At 70.2% G+C, this 14214-nt stretch carries 14 protein-coding genes and 1 tRNA gene; 8 read left to right on the top strand and 7 right to left on the bottom strand.

The annotated features are described in order from the left end of the window. Positions 1-45 precede the first annotated feature (45 nt). Positions 46-855 (top strand): fumarylacetoacetate hydrolase family protein, encoded by an 810-nt coding sequence (locus NRP21_RS00590; protein ID WP_308219855.1) that lies wholly within the window; start codon positions 46-48, stop codon positions 853-855. A gap of 46 nt (positions 856-901) precedes the next feature. Here the strand turns inward: NRP21_RS00590 and NRP21_RS00585 are convergent, their stop codons facing one another. Continuing rightward, positions 902-2494 (bottom strand): MFS transporter, encoded by a 1593-nt coding sequence (locus NRP21_RS00585; protein ID WP_257714228.1) that lies wholly within the window; start codon positions 2492-2494, stop codon positions 902-904. Between the two features lie 112 nt (positions 2495-2606). Here NRP21_RS00585 and NRP21_RS00580 point away from each other — a divergent pair, with 112 nt between their 5' ends. From NRP21_RS00580 to NRP21_RS00565, 4 genes are all read left to right on the top strand, one after another. Beyond that, the gene (locus tag NRP21_RS00580) at positions 2607-4322 is read left to right on the top strand and encodes an ABC transporter ATP-binding protein (protein ID WP_257714227.1); all 1716 of its coding nucleotides are present in this window, start codon (positions 2607-2609) and stop codon (positions 4320-4322) included. A gap of 95 nt (positions 4323-4417) precedes the next feature. Then, entirely contained in the window at positions 4418-4897 is a 480-nt protein-coding gene (locus tag NRP21_RS00575) for a hypothetical protein (RefSeq protein ID WP_257714226.1), read from the top strand. A gap of 41 nt (positions 4898-4938) precedes the next feature. Then, positions 4939-5268, top strand: coding sequence for a DUF962 domain-containing protein (locus NRP21_RS00570; RefSeq protein WP_257714225.1), 330 nt, complete (start codon positions 4939-4941; stop codon positions 5266-5268). A gap of 65 nt (positions 5269-5333) precedes the next feature. Then, a complete protein-coding gene (locus NRP21_RS00565; RefSeq protein WP_257714224.1) occupies positions 5334-5531 on the top strand; it encodes a hypothetical protein in 198 nt (65 codons plus the stop codon). Positions 5532-5537: 6 nt separating this feature from the next. On the opposite strand, the gene rutD is transcribed toward NRP21_RS00565, so the two are convergent. From rutD to NRP21_RS00545, 4 genes are all read right to left on the bottom strand, one after another. Next, positions 5538-6308, bottom strand: coding sequence for a pyrimidine utilization protein D (gene rutD / locus NRP21_RS00560; protein WP_257714223.1), 771 nt, complete (start codon positions 6306-6308; stop codon positions 5538-5540). Further along, positions 6305-6691: a pyrimidine utilization protein C gene (gene rutC, locus NRP21_RS00555; RefSeq protein WP_257714222.1), complete on the bottom strand. Its 387-nt coding sequence runs from the start codon at positions 6689-6691 to the stop codon at positions 6305-6307. Before rutC ends, rutD begins: the two co-directional genes overlap by 4 nt. 31 nt (positions 6692-6722) lie before the next feature. Next, positions 6723-7682: a Bug family tripartite tricarboxylate transporter substrate binding protein gene (locus NRP21_RS00550; RefSeq protein ID WP_257714221.1), complete on the bottom strand. Its 960-nt coding sequence runs from the start codon at positions 7680-7682 to the stop codon at positions 6723-6725. Positions 7683-7750: 68 nt separating this feature from the next. Then, positions 7751-9037 carry an NCS2 family permease gene (locus NRP21_RS00545; protein ID WP_257714220.1) on the bottom strand — a complete coding sequence of 429 codons (1287 nt, stop codon included), beginning with the start codon at positions 9035-9037 and terminating at the stop codon, positions 7751-7753. 140 nt (positions 9038-9177) lie between these two features. Between NRP21_RS00545 and araD the strand changes: the two genes are divergently transcribed. The 3 genes from araD to NRP21_RS00530 all read left to right on the top strand — a co-directional run bounded on the left by araD (position 9178) and on the right by NRP21_RS00530 (position 12433). Next, a complete protein-coding gene (araD, locus tag NRP21_RS00540; RefSeq protein ID WP_257714219.1) occupies positions 9178-10968 on the top strand; it encodes an L-arabinonate dehydratase in 1791 nt (596 codons plus the stop codon). 25 nt (positions 10969-10993) lie between these two features. Beyond that, on the top strand, positions 10994-11710 hold the full coding sequence (locus NRP21_RS00535; RefSeq protein WP_257714218.1) for a ribonuclease activity regulator RraA: 717 nt from the start codon (positions 10994-10996) through the stop codon (positions 11708-11710). Positions 11711-11818: 108 nt separating this feature from the next. Further along, positions 11819-12433: a cysteine hydrolase family protein gene (locus tag NRP21_RS00530; protein WP_257714217.1), complete on the top strand. Its 615-nt coding sequence runs from the start codon at positions 11819-11821 to the stop codon at positions 12431-12433. A gap of 9 nt (positions 12434-12442) precedes the next feature. Here NRP21_RS00530 and NRP21_RS00525 read toward each other — a convergent pair whose 3' ends face one another. After that, the gene (locus NRP21_RS00525) at positions 12443-13933 is read right to left on the bottom strand and encodes a glycosyltransferase family 4 protein (protein ID WP_257714216.1); all 1491 of its coding nucleotides are present in this window, start codon (positions 13931-13933) and stop codon (positions 12443-12445) included. Positions 13934-14100: 167 nt separating this feature from the next. Beyond that, positions 14101-14191, bottom strand: a tRNA-Ser gene (locus NRP21_RS00520). Positions 14192-14214: the final 23 nt, after the last annotated feature.

The raw sequence follows: 14214 nt of genomic DNA, 5'->3' as shown, positions 1-14214 counted from the left end.
CTTCACGTTGAAGTCCCGGAACGGGGCGGGGCGGAGGAGATGAGCATGAGAACAAACCGCAGGACGATGCTGGGCGCCGCGCTTCCGCTCGGCGCGGCGGGGCTGGTGGGGGCCACGGCGGCCGCGGAAGCGCAGGTCGCGCCCGGCCCGCGCACCCTCTTCGAGGTTCCGCAAATGACGGTGCCGGTGGTGGGGAGCGACGCGGCCTTCCCCGTGCGGCGGATCTACTGCATCGGCCGCAACTACGCCGCCCATGCGCGGGAGATGGGGAGCGATCCGACGCGCGAGCCGCCCTTCTTCTTCCAGAAGCCGACCGACGCCATCCAGTTCGTGGCGCCCGGCACGGTGGGCGACCATCCCTACCCGTCGTTGACGAAGAACTATCACTACGAGGTGGAGCTGGTGGCCGCGCTGAAGTCCGGCGGGCGGAACATCGCCGCGGACCGCGCGCTTGAGCACGTCTACGGCTACGCGCTGGGCCTGGACATGACGCGGCGCGACCTGCAGCGCGGCATGGGCGACCAGAAGAAGCCCTGGGAGATCGGCAAGGCCTTCGACCGCTCCGCGCCCATCGGCCCGATCCATCCGGTGGCGGGGACCGGGCACTTCACCAAGGGCGCCATCTCGCTCGCGGTGAACGGGCAGGTGAAGCAGAACGCCGACCTCTCCATGATGATCTGGAGCGTGGCGGAGCAGATCGCCAACCTGTCCCAGGCCTTCGAGCTGAAGGCGGGGGACATCATCTATTCCGGCACCCCTGAGAATGTGGGGCCGGTGGTGCCGGGCGACGTGATCCTCTGCAAGATCGAGGGGCTGCCCGACCTCTCCGTGCGGATCACGCCCGCGCAGGCCTGACGAAAGGGCGAGATCGGGCCGGGGCCATCGCGCCCCGGCCCGACAATCAGACGGGAAGCTGGACGAAGCGCTCCGCCTCCGGCGCCGATCCCGCTTCCTGGAAGGCGGCGGCGGCGGCGAGGGTGGCGTGGTCCTGCTCGGACAGGCGCGACTGCTCCCGCAGGTGGTCCGTCCAGGAGCGGACGGCCCATAGCTCCACGTAGCGCTCGGGGTGGGCCACATCCTCGTAGAGGCGCCATACGATCGCGCCCGCGCGCAGGCGCACCCCGCGCACCTCCGCCATCGCGGCGAGGAAGGCGGCCCGGGAGGCGGCGGGGACGGTGTAGCGCACGGATTCCAGCAGCCGCGCCTCCTCCGCGGCGAGGCTGGGGAGGATTTCCGGAGAGGGGGCTTCCGGCACCGGCTCGGCGTGCAGGGTGGCGGTGGGGGGCGGGGGCGCCGCCTCCATGGGCAGGCGCCGCGTGGCGAAGGCGAGGCCGATGCCGATGAGGCCGGAGGCGATGAGGGTGGCGGGAACGCCGATCAGCGCCGCGCCGACGCCGCCGCAGACGGAGCCGAGGGCCATCGCCCCGAAGGTCGCGACCTGGAAGAGGCCGATGGCCCGGGCCCGCACCCAGGGCCGGGCGCCGAGCTGGGCGGCGGCGCTGAGGGTGGAGGTCATGCCCAGCCAGGACGCGCCGTAAAAGAGCATGGCGAGCCCGGCGGGCAGCCAGTGGCCGGAGAGGCCGAGGCCGATCATCGCGAGGCCGACGCAGGAGGCGCAGACGACGACGGTGTTGGAGAGCGAGAGCCGGCGGCGGAGCGCCGGCAGGAAGAAGCCGGCCATGACCGCGCCAGCGCCCATGGCGCCGAGCAGGAGGCCGAAGGCACCGGGGCCGAGGCCCAGGCGGTAGCGCACCAGCAGGGGCATCAGGCCCCAGACGGCCGTGCCCGCGAAGAAGCAGGCGGTGGCGCGCAGGATCACGCCCCGCATGACCGGGCTGGCGACGACGTAGCGCAGCCCGCTGCCGATGGCGTCCGCCAGGCCCTCGCGAGGTGCCTCGCTCCGCTCCGGCACGCGGCGCCAGAGGAGGAGGGCGACGGTGAGGTAGAGGAAGCAGGTGGCGTTGAGGGCGAAGGCGATCTCCGCCCCGGCCCAGCCGAGGACCAGGCCGCCCAGCGCCGGGCCGAGGGCGCGGGCGAGGTTGAAACCCATGGAGTTGAGGACGATGGCCTGGACCAGGTCCTCGCGCCGGACGAGCTCCGGCGTGGTTGCGCCGAAGGCCGGGAAGTTCGCCGCGGCGCCGATTCCGATGCAGAAGGTCAGCGCCAGCAGCCCCCAGGGCCCGAGCAGGCCGGTGGCGGTGAGGGCGCAGAGGATCAGCGCGGTGGTCAGGATCCAGATCTGGGTGAGGATCAGGAAGCGCCGGCGGTCCATGATGTCCGCCAGCGCCCCAGCCGGCAGGGCCAGCAGGAAGACCGGCAGCATGGAGGCCACCTGCACGAGGCTGACCATGAGGGGCGAGGGGTCGAGGGAGGTCATCAGCCACCCGGCCCCCGTGCTCTGCACCCAGCCGCCGATGTTGCTGATGGTGGTCGCGATCCAGAGCATCCGGAAGGCGGGGTTCCGGAAGGGGGTGAAGGCAGCGGGGGCGGGCATGAACACCTGACGGAACGGCGCCTGATTTCCTGCCCGTCATGGATCGGCAAGGCAAGGCCGGGTTGCGCGCTTGTGCGGTGTGGCAGGACGGGCCGGGTGGTATGGGGCGGCCATGCTGAAGCGCTTCTTCGCCTACTACCGCCCGCACCGGCGGCTGTTCCTGTTGGACTTCGGCTGCGCCGTTCTCTCGGGCGTGCTGGAACTGGGCTTCCCCATTGCCGTGAAGGCTTTCGTGGACCGGCTTCTACCCGGGCAGGATTGGGCGCTGATCGGGCTGGCCTCGGCGGGGCTGCTGGCGGTGTACCTGCTGAATGCCGGGCTGATGGCCGTGGTGACCTACTGGGGCCACATGCTTGGCATCAACATCGAGACGGAGATGCGGCGCCGCGCCTTCGCGCACCTGCAGAAGCTCTCCTTCTCCTACTTCGACAACAACAAGACCGGGCACATCGTGGCCCGGCGGACAAAGGACCTGGAGGAGATCGGGGAGGTGGCCCATCACGGGCCGGAGGACCTGTTCATCGCCGTGATGACCTTCCTCGGCGCCTTCGCCCTGATGTTCACCGTGAACCCGCAGCTCGCGCTGATCACGGCGGCGGTGGTGCCCGTCACAGGGTGGCTCACTGCGCGGTTTGGCGGGCGGATGACGCGGAACTGGCACGCCATCTACGGGCGAGTGGGGGGCTTCAACGCCCGGATCGAGGAGAATGTGGGCGGTATCCGCGTGGTGCAGGCCTTCGCCAACGAGGAGCACGAGAAGCGGCTCTTCGCGCGGGACAATGCGGCCTACCGGGCCACGAAGCTGGAGGCCTACCGGTTGATGGCCGCCAGCGGCTCGCTCTCCTACATGTCCATGCGGCTCACGCAACTTGTGGTGATGGTGGCCGGCAGCTTCTTCGTGATGCGCGGGGAGCTCTCCGCGGGCGGGTTCGTCGGCTTCCTGCTGCTGGTGGGGGTGTTCTTCCGGCCGGTGGAGAAGATCAACTCCGTCATCGAGACCTATCCCAAGGGCATCGCGGGCTTCCGCCGCTACACGGAGCTGCTGGACACGGAGCCGGACATCGTGGACCGGCCCGGCGCGCGAGAGGTTTCGGGGCTCTCCGGCGAGATTCGGTACGAGGGGGTGCGCTTCGGCTACGCCGATGGCCGGCCGGTGCTGGACGGGATCGACCTGCACATCCGGCCCGGGGAGACGGTGGCCTTCGTCGGTCCATCCGGCGCGGGGAAGACGACCCTCTGCTCCCTGCTGCCGCGCTTCTACGAGGTGGCGGGCGGGCGGATCACCATCGACGGGATCGACGTGCGGGACATGACCCTCGCCTCCCTGCGCGGGCAGATCGGGATCGTCCAGCAGGACGTATTCCTGTTCGGCGGCACGATCCGCGAGAACATCGCCTATGGCCGGCTGGAAGCGAGCGAGGCGGAGATCCTGGAGGCGGCGCGGCGGGCCCGGCTGGACGGGGTGATTGCCGCCCTGCCGGAAGGGCTGGATACGGTGATCGGGGAGCGGGGAGTGAAGCTCTCCGGCGGGCAGAAGCAGCGGCTGGCGATCGCGCGCATCTTCCTGAAGAACCCGCCGATCCTGATCCTGGACGAGGCGACTTCCGCGCTGGACACGGAGACGGAGCGGGCGATCCAGGAATCCCTGCGGGAGCTGTCCGAGGGGCGGACCAGCCTGGTGATCGCCCACCGGCTGGCGACGATCCGGGATGCGGACCGCATCGTGGTGGTGGATGCCGGGCGCGTGGTGGAGCAGGGGCGGCACGGGGAGCTGCTGGGGCAGGGCGGGGTCTATTCCCGGCTGGCGGCGGTGCAGCGGGCCGGGTGATGTACGGTTCCACGGTGCGGATCATGTCGGAAATCGACAAGCTTCCGGCCTGATCGTTGGGATAGGGTAACGTCCTCCCTCCGGAGGACAGGGCGATGTTCGATCCGACGACCTTCACCGGGTTCCACACTTGGCTCAGCCTGCTCGCGCTGGCCAGCGGGGCCGTGACCCTGGCGGGGCTGCTCTCCCGCCGCGTGCCGCGCGGCTGGACCGGTGCCTTCCTGGCGTTCGCGATCGCGACCAGCGTCACGGGCTACGGCTTCCCCATGACGGGCGTGATCACGCCGGCGCAGGTCGTCGGTGCCCTGGCGCTGGCGATCCTCGCCGCTGCGCTGCTCGCGCGCCATGGCCGGCGGCCGGCCACCTATGCCGCCTGCCTCGTGGCGAGCGAGTACCTGCTCGCCTTCGTGGCGGTGGCGCAGGCCTTCCAGAAGGTGCCCGCGCTTGCGGCGCTGGGGCAGGGGGGCTTCGGCGCCGCGCAGCTAATCGTCCTGGCCGGCTTCCTGGTCCTCGGCGTGGCCGTAGTGCGGCGCTTCCGCGGGCGGGCCCTGCGGCCCTTCAGGCAGGTGGCATGATCCCTGGTGCGGGCGGGCGCGGAGGGAGCTAGCATCGCCGGATGCAGGCCCGCTTCACCCGCTACGCCGATTTCTGGCCGTACTACCTGCGGGAGCACGCCGATCCGCGAACGCGACGGATCCACGTGCTCGGCACGGTGCTGGGCGTCGGGCTGGTCCTGGTCGGGCTGCTAGCGGGGCTGTGGTGGCTGGTGCTGGCCGGGGTGGTCAGCGGCTATCTCTTTGCCTGGGTCAGCCACATGGTGATCGAGCGGAACCGGCCGGCCACCTTCACCTATCCCTTCTGGTCCCTGGGGTCTGACCTGCGAATGGCCTGGCTGTTCCTGACCGGGCGGCTGGAGGCGGAACTGCGCCGGGCCGGGATCCACTAGCGGCAACATCGGCCCGGCCCCGGCGTTGAACCCGGTCTCCACGGATCGGGAAAGCGAGGTCGCAGATGGACGAGCCGCGAATGGTCACCGTCGAGGTCGGCGGGAAGGAGCATGCGGGGGAGTACCGGGTCGAGGGCGACCTGGTGACCGTCCGCTCGGAGGATTATGCGGCGGAGGAGAGCGGCCATGCCGGCGAGGGCGACCCGCACGACGTGGCGAAGCTGCTGCTGACGGAGATCGTTCGCCGGAAGGAGGACCTGTAGGGGCGGTCAGCCCCCCAGCAGGAACTGCAGTACGGCTCGGTTGAAGGGCTCCGGCTGCTCCACGGTGTATGCGTGGCCGCCGGTTTCAGTCAGCCAGAGCCGGGCATCCGGCAGGCCATCCGCCAGCTTCTGCGAGGCGGTCCAGGGCACCAGCAAATCGTCCTTCGCCGCGACCACGAGGGTGGGTGCCGTGATGGAGGCGAGGTCCGCCCGCGCGTCGAAGGCGCGGAGTGCGCCGATGCGGCGCAGCAGGTTCTCCTCTCCCTGGAAGTGCGCCGTGCCGTGGGCGATCTCGGCGTCCAGCTTCTCGTCGTGCTCCGCCATGTAGGGTGCGGTGTGCAGGAAGAGCGGCTGGGCGGCGACGTAGGCGGCCGGGCCCTGGGATTTCAGGATGCCGATGCGGATGTCGAAGCACCGCTCGGAGTGGCGCTCCACCTTCGCCCAGGCGTTCACCGGCACGAGGCGGCCGAGGCGCGCGGGATGACGGCGGGCCAGTTCCAGGCCGACGAGGCCGCCCAGCGCGTGGCCGATGAAGTGGGCACGGCCGATCCCGGCATCATCCAGCACCTCCACCACGTCATCGGCCATGTGGGCGATGGTGTAGCCCTCCGGCAATGGTTCCGCGTTGCGACCGGTGCCGCGCTGGTCGAAGGCGACGACGCGGAAATGCTCCCCCAGCGCCGCCATCTGCGGCTTCCAGAAGGCGGCCGCGCCGCCGAGCCCGGCGGAGAGGACGACCGCCTCCGCGCCGGGCTTTCCCGTGATCTCGTACTTCACTTGCCGATGTGCGCCACGGTCGCGATCTCGACGAGGGCGTCCGGCTTCACCAGCCCGCACTGGATGCAGTAGCGGGCCGGCTTGTCGCCCGGGAAGTACTCGGCATAGACGGCGTTGACGGCGCCGTAATTGGCCCAGTCCGTGACGAAGATGTGGTTCATCGTCACGTCGGCCATGGTGCCGCCGGCGGCTTCCACCACGCCCTTGATCAGTTCCAGCACGTGGCGCGTCTGGGCCGCGGCGTCGCCGACATGGACGACGTTGTTGTCCTTGTCGAAGGGCAGGGTGCCGGAGACGTAGAGCACGCCGTCCGCCATGGCACCGGGGGAGAAGGGCGCGATCGGCTTGCCGGAACTAGCGGGGATCACGGGGGTCATGGGCATGGTGCGGGGTTCCCGGTGCTTCGGTGGGGTGTCAGTCGGCGCGGATGCCGGCGGCGCGGATGGTGGCGCCCATGCGCGCGGATTCCCCGGCGATGAAGCGGGCGAACCCGGCGCCGGGCAGGGGGCGGGGCAGGCTGCCCGTCTCCAGGATGCGGGCGTTCACGGCCGGGTCGTTCACGGCGGCGATCGTGGCCGCCTCGAGCCTGGTCACACGGTCCTCCGGCACGCCGCGCGGCGCGAAGAGGCCGAACCAGCCGACGGAGACGAGGTCCATGCCCGCCTCCCGCAGCGTCGGCACCTCGGGGAAGGCGGGCACGCGCTCGGCGCTCGTCACGGCGAGGGCCTTCATGCGGCCGCCCTTCACCAGCCCGGCGGCGGCGGAGATGGTCTGGAACATCACCTCCACCCGGCCGGACATGACGTCCGAGTTGGCGGCGGCCGTCTCGCGATAGGGCACGTGGGTCATGTCCAGGCCGGCGGCGAGGGTGAACTGCGCGCCGGCGAGGTGCAGGGAGGTGCCGTTGCCGATGGAGGCGTAGTGCGCGCCCTTCGCTTTAGCCAAGGCGACGAACTCCGCCACGTTCCGCACGGGCAGGTCCTTGGACACGACCATGATGTTCGGCACCACGGCGAGCATGGCGAGTGGCGTGAAGTCCTGGTCCGGGTCGTAGGGAAGGCTGGCGTAGAGGAAGCGGTTCGCCGCGTAGGGCAGGCCGTTGAGGAGAATGGAGTGGCCGTCCTTCTCCGCCTGGGCCGCAACGGCGGTGCCGATGTTGCCGCCGGCCCCCGTGCGGTTCTCCACCGCGATGGGCTGGCCGAGGGTCTTCGCCATGGGCTCAGCCGCCACGCGGCCGAGGAAGTCCGCCGCGCCGCCCGGCGGGAAGGGGACGATCATCCGCATGGGGCGGTCGGGGAAAGGCTGGGCCCGCGCGACCGCCGGCAGGAGGAGGGCGGGGCTGGCGAGAAGAGCGCGCCGGGTCGGCTGCGGCAATGGGCGGGTCCTTGCATGGGGATTGCGGCCGGGTTGCGGCGCAGCAATCCCCATGCCAGCCCCGCCGCTCAGCTGAGCGCGAACTTGGCCGCCGAGAGCGCGGCGATGAGCCACACCGCGCCGTGCACCTCGCCTGGGCGCCCGGCGATGGTCTTGATCGCGACATAGGCGATGAACCCGATGCCGATGCCCGTGGCGATGGAGAAGGTGAAGGGCATGGCGATCGCGCCGAGGACCGCGGGCAGGTACTCCGTCATGTCGTCCCAGGCCAGGTCGCGCAGGGAATGGGCCATGAGGCAGGAGACGAAGATCAGCGCCGGCGCCGTCGCGAAGGCCGGGATGGAGGTGGCGAGTGGGGCAAGGAAGAGGGCGAGGAGGAAGAGCGCGCCGACGGTGAGCGCCGTCAGCCCCGTGCGCCCGCCCGCCTGGATGCCCGACGCGCTCTCGATGTAGGAAGTGGTGGTGGAGGTGCCGAGCGCGGCCCCGAGGATGGCCCCGCCCGAATCCGCCAGCAGCGCCCGGCCGAGCCGCGGCACCGTGCCGTCCGGCCGCATGAAGCCGGCGCGGTGGGTGGTGGCGATCAGCGTGCCCGCGTTGTCCAGCAGGTCCACGAGGAAGAAGGTGAAGACGATGCCGGCGACCCCAAGGGAGAGGGCGCCGGCGATGTCCATCTGCAGGAAGGTCGGCGCGAGGGAGGGCGGCATGGCGACGATGCCGTTGAGCTTCGTCAGCCCGAAGGGGATGCCCAGGGCCGCGGTGATGAGAATGCCGATGACGATTCCGCCTGGCACATTGCGAGCTGCCATGCCCGCGATGATGACGAAGCCCAGGCAGCCCAGCAGCACCGGCGTGGCGCGAACACTGCCCATTCCAACCAGCGTCGCCGGGTTATCCACCACCAGCCCGAGGTTCTCCAGCCCGATCAGCCCGAGGAAGAACCCGATCCCCGCGGCGATGCCAAGCTTGAGGGAGATGGGGATGCCGTTGATCAGCCATTCCCGGAAGCCGACCAGGGAGACGATCAGGAAGATGATGCCGGAGAGGAACACCGCCCCCAGCGCCACCTGCCAGGGGATGTGCATCCCGCCCACCACGGAGAAGGCGAAATAGGCGTTCAGGCCCATCCCCGGCGCGAGGGCGATGGGATAGTTCGCCAGGAAGGCCATCAGCGCGCAGCCGATGGCCGCGGCCAGGCAGGTGGCGACGAAGGCCGCGCCTGGGTCGATGCCCGCGGCCGTAAGGATCTGCGGGTTGACCACGATGATGTAGGCCATGGTGAGGAAGGTGGTCAGCCCCGCCACCACCTCCCGCCCTGGCGTGGTGCCGTTCTCCGAGAGCCGGAAAAGCCTCTCCATTTGCGCCTGTCCCCCTGCGAGTTCAGCATCAAGGGAAACAGGCATTGTGCGCCGCCGCAACGGGACGCCGCGCATTCCCGGCCTCTGGCGTCGGGCGATGAATCTGCTATGTCAGTCTGAACGCCGTCCGGGAGAGCACCATGTCCGATCCGAACCTGCCGCCCGAATCCCTCGAGCCCGGGCCGACCGAGGGTGGGCCGAAGCGCAAGTCCGTCGAGGAGCTGCGCTCCCGCCGCTGGTTCGGCCCGGCCGACCTCCGGAGCTTCGGGCACCGGTCCCGCGCCATGCAGATGGGCTACGCGCCGGAGGAGTGGACGGGCAAGCCGGTCATCGCGATCGTCAACACCTGGTCCGACCTGCAGCCCTGCCACTCCCACTTCAAGACGCGCGTGGACGACGTGAAGCGCGGCATCCTGATGGCGGGCGGCTTCCCGGTTGAGCTGCCGGCGCTCTCCGTCTCCGAGAGCTTCGTCAAGCCGACCACCATGATGTACCGCAACATGCTGGCGATGGAGACGGAGGAGCTTCTGCGCTCCCACCCCGTGGACGGCGTGGTGCTGATGGGCGGCTGCGACAAGACGACGCCGGGGCTGCTGCTGGGCGCCACCAGCATGAACATCCCCGCCATCTACTTCCCGGCCGGGCCGATGCTGCGCGGCAACTGGCAGGGCAAGGTGCTCGGCTCGGGCTCCGACAGCTGGAAGTACTGGGACGAGCTGCGCGCCGGGAAGATCACGGACCAGGACTGGCTGGGGGTGGAGGGCGGCATCGCCCGTTCCTACGGCACCTGCATGACCATGGGCACGGCAAGCACGATGACGGCCATCGCGGAGGCGGTGGGTATGGTGCTGCCGGGCGGCTCCTCCATCCCGGCCCCCGATGCCGGCCACATCCGGCTGGCGAGCGAGAGCGGGCGGCGGATCGTGGAGATGGTGTGGGAGGATCTGACGCCGCAGAAGATCCAGACCAAGGCCGCCTTCGGCAATGCGATCGCGGTGGCCATGGCCATGGGCTGCTCCACCAACGCCATCATCCACCTGATCGCCATGGCGCGCCGCGCGGGGCAGGATGTCGGGCTGGACGACTTCGAGCGCTACTCCCGCCGCGTGCCGGTCATCGGCAACGTCCGTCCCTCGGGCGACAAGTACCTGATGGAGGACTTCTTCTACGCCGGCGGCATCCGCGCGCTGATGGGCAACATCCGCGAGCACCTGGACCTGTCCTGCGTCACCGTGACCGGCAAGACGCTGGGCGAGAACATCGAGGGCGCGCGGGTCTACAACGACGACGTGATCCGCAGCACCGCGAACCCGATCTACGGGGAGGGATCGCTGGCCGTGCTGAAGGGGAACCTTGCGCCCGATGGCTGCGTCATCAAGCCGGCGGCGATGGACCAGCGCTTCCTGAAGCACTCCGGCCCGGCGGTCGTGTTCGACGACTACCCCTCGATGAAGAAGGCGGTGGACGACGAGAGCTATCCCTTCACGCCGGACACGGTGATGGTGCTCCGCAACGCGGGGCCGCAGGGCGGCCCGGGCATGCCGGAATGGGGCATGCTGCCAATGCCGAAGAAGCTGCTGAAGATGGGGCTGCGCGACATGATGCGCATGTCCGATGCGCGGATGTCCGGCACTTCCTACGGCGCCTGCGTGCTGCACGTCTCCCCGGAATCCTACATCGGCGGGCCGCTGGCGCTGCTTAAGACCGGCGACATCGTCACGGTGGACGTGGATGCGCGGACCATCAACATGGAAGTCTCCGAGGAGGAGCTGGCCGCCCGCCGCGCCGCCTGGAAGGCGCCGGAGCCGCGCTTCGAGCGGGGCTACGGCTACATGTTCACCAAGCACATCCAGCAGGCGAACGAGGGCTGCGACTTCGACTTCCTGCGGACAGAGTTCGGCGCGCCCGTGCCCGAGCCCGTGATCTACTGAGAAGCAACCCGGGGGAACGATCCAGATGCCGCTTTCCGACGCGACGCGCCAGAAGCTGAAGGGCGTCAGCACCGCCACGCTCGCCACCGCGCTCTACAAGCGCGGCCTGCGCCAGCAGTTCATCCAGGACGTGCGGCCGCTGCGCCAGCCGACCGAGAGCATGGTCGGCGAGGCCTATACGCTCCGCTACATCCCCGCCCGCGAGGACCTGAACGGGCTTGAGGTGTTCCGCGACCCCGAGCACCCGCAGCGCAAGGGCGTGGAATCCTGCCCGCCCGGCGCCGTGCTGGTGATGGACAGCCGCAAGGACGCGCGCGCGGCCTCCGCCGGCTCCATCCTCGTCACGCGGCTGATGGTGCGCGGCGTGGCTGGCGTTGTGACGGATGGCGGCTTCCGCGATGCGGCGGAGATCGCGGGGATGGACATCCCGGCCTATCACTCCCGCCCTTCCGCGCCGACGAACCTGACGCTGAACCAGGCGGTCGACCTGAACGTGCCGATCGGCTGCGGCGACGCGCCGGTCTTCCCGGGCGATGTGATCGTGGGCGATGGGGACGGGGTGATCGTCATCCCCGCCGGGATCGCGGACGAGATCGCGAATGAGGCCGTGGAGATGACGGCCTACGAGGACTTCGTGACGGAGCGCGTGCGCGCCGGGCACACGATCCGCGGCCTGTATCCCGCCACCGACCCGAAGAACCTGGAGATCTTCGCGGAGTGGCGGAAGGAGAAGGGACGCTAGGCCGATCGCCTAAACCTATGTGAACGCGGGGGATTTCAGGTAACCACCCCGCGTATCCTCCGGCCATTTCCTGCGTTCCTGGCGACGGAACCAAGGGGAGGGCCGGGAATGCCGGACGAAAAGGAAGGGCTGCAATTCGGCCCGCTCGGGCCGAATTGCGTGCATCTCTGCGTGGACATGCAGAACCTCTTCGCGGAGGGCACGGAATGGCACACGCCCTGGATGAAACGCGTGCTGCCCGTGGTGGAGCGGATCACCGAAGCCCACCCGGCGGAGACGATCTTCACCCGCTTCATACCCGCCGCTCGCCCTGGTGAGGGGACGGGCACCTGGAACCGCTACTGGAAGCGCTGGTCCGGCATGACGCTGGAGGCCCTGCCGGAATCCATGGTGGAAATGCTCCCGAGCCTCGCCCGCTTCGTGCCGCCCGCTACCGTCATCGACAAGCCCGTCTATTCCCCCTGGCTCCAGCCGGAACTGGACGCGCTGCTGCGGGAACGGGGGACGGACACGGTCGTCGTCACGGGGGCGGAGACGGATGTCTGCGTGCTGGCGGCGGTGCTGGGGGCGGTGGACCGGGGCTACCGCGTGATCATCCCCACGGACGCGCTCTGCTCCTCCTCCGACCGCACCCATGACGCGCTGCTGACCCTCTACCGCGAACGCTACGGCCAGCAGGTGGAAGCGGTGGACACAGAGACGCTGCTGTCGGCCTGGCGCTGACGGGCGGCGCTACGCCGCCGGTGCCGGCTCGTGCAGGGCGCGCAGCACGGCCTCGGCGGCCTCGTCCCAGGAAACCGGGCGGAACTCCCGCGCGACACGGGACTGCCAGCGGCGCAGCCCCTCCGGGTCCTCCACCACCTGCCGCACCACGCTGTAGGCCTCGGCCGTGTTCTCCGGGTCGAAGTATCGGGCGAGCGTGCCGCCCGCCTCCGGCAGGGAGGTGCTGCTGGAGATGATGGCGGGCTTGCCGAAGGCCAGGCTCTCCGTCACCGGCAGGCCCCAGCCCTCGTAGAAGGAAGGGAAGAGGGTGAAGAGCGCGCCCTGGTAGAGGGTGCTCAGCTCGCCGTCCGTGGGGTCCCGGAAGAGCACCAGCTTGCCGTCCAGGTAGTTGGCGTTCTTCAGCTGCTGCATCAGGTCGGAGACCATCCAGCCCACGCGCCCGGCGAAGACGAGGGTGGGCACCTTCTCCCGCGGCATCTCCTCCAGCATCCGGCGCCACACGCGGAAGAGCAGGATGTGGTTCTTCCGCGCCTCGATCGTGGAGACGATGAGGGCGTAGCTGCCCTCCTCCGGGTAATCGCGCCCAGGCAGGCGCGCGGCGGGGGCGGGGGTGCCGAAGCCCGTGCCCATGGGGATGCTGACCGGCCGGGCCTTCAGGTTCCAGCCCTTCTCCTTACCGTAGGCGTCGATGTCGTCGGCGCTGGCCTTGGAGATGGCCATCAGCACGTCGGCGTGGGGCAGGACGGTGCTCAGCCAGTGCTCGAAGATCCGCACCAGCCCCTGGTCGCAGAACTCCGGCCGCCGCAGCGGGATGATGTCGTAGAGGAGCACGCCGAAACGGATGCCCCTCGTCGCCTTCATACGCTCGATCAGCGCGCCGTAGTCCGCGTGGAACCAGGGGGAGCCGAGGACGAGCAGGGTGTCGCCCGGCTCGGCGGACTGGAAGGGGTCGGCGGCGCCCGCCTGCGGCAAGGCAACGGGGGATCCGGCCGCGGTGGCGGGCGCCGGCATCGGCGCTGGCAGGGCCGCGGGGCGCGGCCGCGGGCGGATGGAAGAGGCGGCGATGCGCCCGGCCTGGGCCGCGCTCCGCAACGCCCCGATCTGCTGGATGACGGCATCGCCCAGCGGGGCCCGCAGCGGGGCAGGGGTGCGGCGGGCCAGCCAGCTGAGGATCCGGCGGCGCAGGCGGCGCGGCGGGGGCGGGGCATCCGGCACGGCCGGGGTCAGCTCGCCGACGGCAGGGGCGGGGGCCGCGTCGGCCCCGCCATCATCATCCTTCGGCTTAGTGAGGCCGGCGAAGAGCGCCTCCACCGCCGACCAGGGAACGGTACGGAAATCACGGCCGCCGTCGGTGTGACGCAGGAAGCGGACGGCGCCTTCTCCCTGCGCGGTCACGAGGCAGCGGCAGATCTCGTACTCGACGCGCTGGATGCCGCTCGGCCGGGGGTTCGCCACGGCGTAGTCGAACAGGTCCTCCACATCGATCCAGATCGTCGTCATGCGTCGTTCGCTCCGGCGGGGAGGAGAGGTGGCGGGCATCGGCCGGGGATGCCCCCGCGGACGGGGCCGCGGAACGGCTGGTCGCTGAAAACCGGGGCTGGATCAAGCCACCGCGGGATCAAACCGTACTAGGACGGACGCAACGAGCGGAAAGAAAGAGGGGGAGATGGCGGACAGGGTGGGATTCGAACCCACGATAGGCTTTTGACCTATACGCACTTTCCAGGCGCGCGCCTTCGACCACTCGGCCACCTGTCCAACGGCGGCGGGGTATAGGGGGG

The sequence above is a fragment of the Roseomonas populi genome, from assembly GCF_024594815.1.
Lineage (GTDB): Bacteria > Pseudomonadota > Alphaproteobacteria > Acetobacterales > Acetobacteraceae > Roseomonas > Roseomonas populi.
The sequence above is the reverse complement of the archived record's forward strand: the minus strand, read 5'-3'. Positions and strand labels throughout refer to the sequence as shown.